General features: G+C 74.9%; 4 protein-coding genes. 3 read left to right on the forward strand and 1 reads right to left on the reverse strand.

Going from position 1 to position 3815, the window contains the following annotated elements; genetic code table 11:
• Nucleotides 1-134: 134 nt before the first annotated feature.
• Entirely contained in the window at nt 135-1145 is a 1011-nt protein-coding gene (locus AB0I76_RS24800) for a MerR family transcriptional regulator (protein WP_357039946.1), read from the reverse strand.
• Nucleotides 1146-1193: 48 nt separating this feature from the next.
• Between AB0I76_RS24800 and AB0I76_RS24805 the strand changes: the two genes are divergently transcribed.
• From AB0I76_RS24805 to AB0I76_RS24815, 3 genes are all read left to right on the forward strand, one after another.
• On the forward strand, nt 1194-2234 hold the full coding sequence (locus AB0I76_RS24805) for a hypothetical protein (RefSeq protein ID WP_357039949.1): 1041 nt from the start codon (nt 1194-1196) through the stop codon (nt 2232-2234).
• A gap of 30 nt (nt 2235-2264) precedes the next feature.
• Entirely contained in the window at nt 2265-3236 is a 972-nt protein-coding gene (locus tag AB0I76_RS24810; RefSeq protein ID WP_357039951.1) for a pirin family protein, read from the forward strand.
• Nucleotides 3237-3275: 39 nt separating this feature from the next.
• A partial coding sequence (locus tag AB0I76_RS24815) for a hypothetical protein (protein ID WP_357039953.1) occupies nt 3276-3815 on the forward strand: 540 nt, incomplete at its 3' end.

The raw sequence follows: 3815 nt of genomic DNA on the forward strand, positions 1-3815 counted from the left end.
AGGACATGCCGCTGACCAAGGCCGCCCAGACCGTCCAGGTCTCGGCCTACCCCGACCACTACGCCCAGTGGGAGCAGCAGGCCGCCGACCTCGTCACCGAGCACTGGAACAGCTGACCATCACAGACCTTCCTCTCAGGGGGAACCAAGCCGCTGGCCGGCACCCGATAACGGGTGCCGGCCGGCGGCGTCTCCGGACACGGTCGAGGGGAGCGGGCGTGTCTGCAGGGCTCGGAGGAGCCAGTCGACCGCCGGCAGGAGGCTGTCCGTGGCCGCCGGCCAGCCGTTGACGATCGAGAGCAGGTGGAGGTACCGCTCCCGACGCGGGTCGCGGGCGGCCTCCAACCGGCTCAGCAGCCGCCGCCGGAGGTCGACGCCGTCGGGATGGCCGCAAAGGTCCGCGTACCGGGCCAGGGCCGTGGCGACGACGCGATCCGCTTCCGGCGCGGCGGCGTCGATGCCCGCCGCCAGAGCCGGGCGTACCGCCTCGTGGACCGTGACGAGGGCGTCGCGGCGTACCCCGGTGGCACCGCCCGCGGCGCGGTCGTCCGCGTAGTGCTCGACCACCCGTCGCAGGCTGGCACGAAAGTCCGGGTCCCGGGACAGCTCGGCCAGCTCGATCCACGCGGCGACCTGGTCGGCGTCGGGATCGTCCGGCAGGTCCGGGGTCATCGAACGCATGATCCCGGCGAACCCGCCGTCCGCGTCGAGCCCGCCGAAGACGGCGTCGAGGAACTCGTCCACCGACTGCCGTCGTCGGTCCGACGTGAGTCGGGTCAGCCTGTGCATCAGATCCATCTCCTCGGGAGTCGTTCCGCGTCTGGCGATCGCGGTCAGCACCGCACGCCGCAGGCGCAGCGTCCGGATCTGCACGGTCAGCGCCTCCGCGTGCGCCGCCGCGACCTCCGGAAGCGACACGTCCCGGTCTACGACCTTGCGCACCGTGGACAGGTCCAGACCGAGTTCGCGCAGCGTACGGACAAGGTCGAGACGAGCGAGGGCCTCGGTTCCGTAGCGGCGGTGGCCGGCCGGGGTGCGGCCGGTCGGCGGCACGATCCCGTGGTCGGAGTAGAACCGGATGGCCTTGACCGTCAGGCCGGTACGCCGGGCCAGGTCACCTATCGAGTGGAGCGCGTCGCCGTCCATGCCCTCCAGCTTTGCGTCTCCCCCGACGGGAGACGCAAGGAGTGATCCGTGGGCGCGTCGCACCCGTACCTTCTCGCGGGGACCGTGAAAGGGGAGACGATGGCGGCGTCGGGGCACCAGGAGAACCGCCGTCCGGGCGCGCAGGGCGGTGACCGCCCCACACGGGAGCCGGACGCCGTGGAGGAGCCGGCCGAGAGGCCCGGAAGGGACGACGCCGAACGGCCGGAGTGGCCGTACACGGCACGGGTGCTGATCGCGGCGGCGCTGGCGGTGCTCGCCCTCGGCGGCGTCGCGGTGGTGGTGACGCTCTCCGACCCGCAGCGGCTGGGTGTCGCGTTCTCCGGCGGCGAACCGGCCGGGCCACGGACGGGGCCGGCCGGGCGGCCGGCGGCCGAGCCGGGCGGCCTGGGCGCGGCGGCCGCCCAGGAGACCGCGACGGGCGAGGTCGCCACGGCGCACCTGGCCGGCCGGGGACGGGCGACCTTCGAGCTGGTGGACGGGCTGACCCGACTCGACCTGCGGGTCGAGGACCTGGGCGACGAGCTGTATCGGATCGGCACGCCCTCGGATGGTGGCCTGCGGGCGGAGGCCGAGGTACGCGGCGACGTCGTCCGGCTGCGGTTCGCCCCGAGCGGACGGCCCGGTCCGGGTACGGCGGAGGTGGTCCTCAACGCCGCGGTGACGTGGCGGCTACGGCTGGCCGGCGGGGTGACCGAGCAGCGTCTGGACCTGACCGCCGCCCGGCTGGCCGAGCTGGAACTGGCCGGCGGGGCGACGACCACCGAGCTGCGCCTGCCCGAGATCACCGGCACGGTGACCGTGCGGATGACCGGCGGGGTGAACCGCTTCGACGTCGTCGTCCCCGGCACCCCGCCGGTACGGGTCCGGGCCGCCGCCGGTGCCGGTGCGGTCGCCGTCCACGGCGAGCGGACCGACGGCGTGGCCGCTGGCGCGCTGCTCGGCTCACCCGGCTGGGACCGCCTCCCCGACCGGCTGTTCCTCGACCTGGTCGCCGGGGCGAACACCGTCACCGTGGGTGCGACTGACCGGGCCAGCACCGGAGGCGGGAGCTCGTCCGGGAGCCGGTGACGCGGGCCGCGTGCCGCGTAGAGTCGGGCCGTGGAGCGTACCGAGAAGATGCCGGCGGAGACCCGACCACCCGGCGTGGCGACGGTCGACCCCGGTAGCGTTCTGCTGCCGGGTCACGACGTGCCACTGGGGCGGTACACGACGGTGCGCCGGTTGCTCCCGCAGCGGCAGCGGCGGATGGTCGGGGCGTGGTGCTTCGTGGACCACTTCGGTCCGGCCGACGTCTCGCAGCGCCCCGGCATGGAGGTGCCGCCGCATCCGCACAGCGGCCTGCAGACCGTGACCTGGCTGCTCGACGGGGAGATCCTGCACCGCGACAGCCTCGGCAACGTCCAGCCGATCCGGCCCGGCCAGCTCAACGTGATGACCTCCGGCCACGGCATCGCCCACTCCGAGCGGTCGCCGCAGGTGCGCCCGCCGCTGATGCACGGGATGCAGCTGTGGGTGGCCCTGCCGGACCCGGCGCGTGCCGGCGCGGCCGACTTCGCCCACCACGCCGACCTGCCCCGCTTCGTCGACGGCGATCTCGACGTGACGCTGCTCGTCGGTGAGCTGGCCGGCGAGCGGTCACCGGCCGTCGTGCACACCCCGCTGCTCGGCGCGCAACTGGAGCTGCGTGGTGCGGCGCCGGCGACGCTGCCGCTGCGGCGGGACTTCGAGTACGGGCTGCTGGCCATGTCGGGCTCCGCCGAGGTGGACGGGGTGGGCGTCGAGCCCGGCGCGCTGCTCTACCTCGGCAGAGGGCGCACGGAGCTGGCCCTGCGCGGCGAGCCCGGTTCGCGGCTGCTGCTGCTCGGCGGCGCACCGTTCGAGGAGCCCCTGGTGATGTGGTGGAACTTCGTCGGCCGCTCGCACGAGGAGGTCGTCGCCGCGCGGGAGGACTGGATGGCCGGGCGGCGGTTCGGCACTGTCGCCGACGACCCGGCGCCCCCGCTGCCCGCGCCGGAGCTGCCCACCACCCGCCTCAAGGCCCGCGACCGCAGCGGTGGCCTGCACGGCTGACGGCAGGCGTGGTCGGCCCCGCGGTGGGTAGTCGCCGGCATGCCGACCATCGCCATGTCCCGTACCGAGGACAAGAAGCGCCTGGTCCGCCGCCTGGCCGGCGGCGGGCGCGGGTTCGCCGAGCAGTACGGATTCCGGGTCACCAACAACCCGTCGAGCCTGTTCCAGATCCTCTGCCTGGCTGTGCTGCTGGCCCGCCGGGGCGACTTCCGGCGTGCCGTGGACAGCGCGCACGCCCTGCCCGCCCAGGGCTGGGACAGTGCCGCCCGGCTGGCCCGGTCCCTGCACGCCGACCGGGTCCGGGTGCTGCGCGAGTGCGGTCAGCGTGGTGACGTCGACGCCCTCGCCGACACGCTGGGCGACCTGGCCCGCACGGTGGTCGAGCGGTACCGGGGCGACCTGCGCCGCCTCCGGGCGGTGGCCCACCACGACCCGGCCCGGGAGCGGGAACTGCTCACCACGCTGCCCGGTGTGGACGCCGCCGTCGCCGACCTGTTCCTCCGCGAGGGCGACCTTCTTGGACCAGGCCCGAGCGCATCGGCATGCCTGGCCGAGCGCCTGCGCGGGCGCCGCGTCGGC

The sequence above is a fragment of the Micromonospora sp. NPDC049799 genome, from assembly GCF_040656655.1.
GTDB lineage: Bacteria > Actinomycetota > Actinomycetes > Mycobacteriales > Micromonosporaceae > Micromonospora.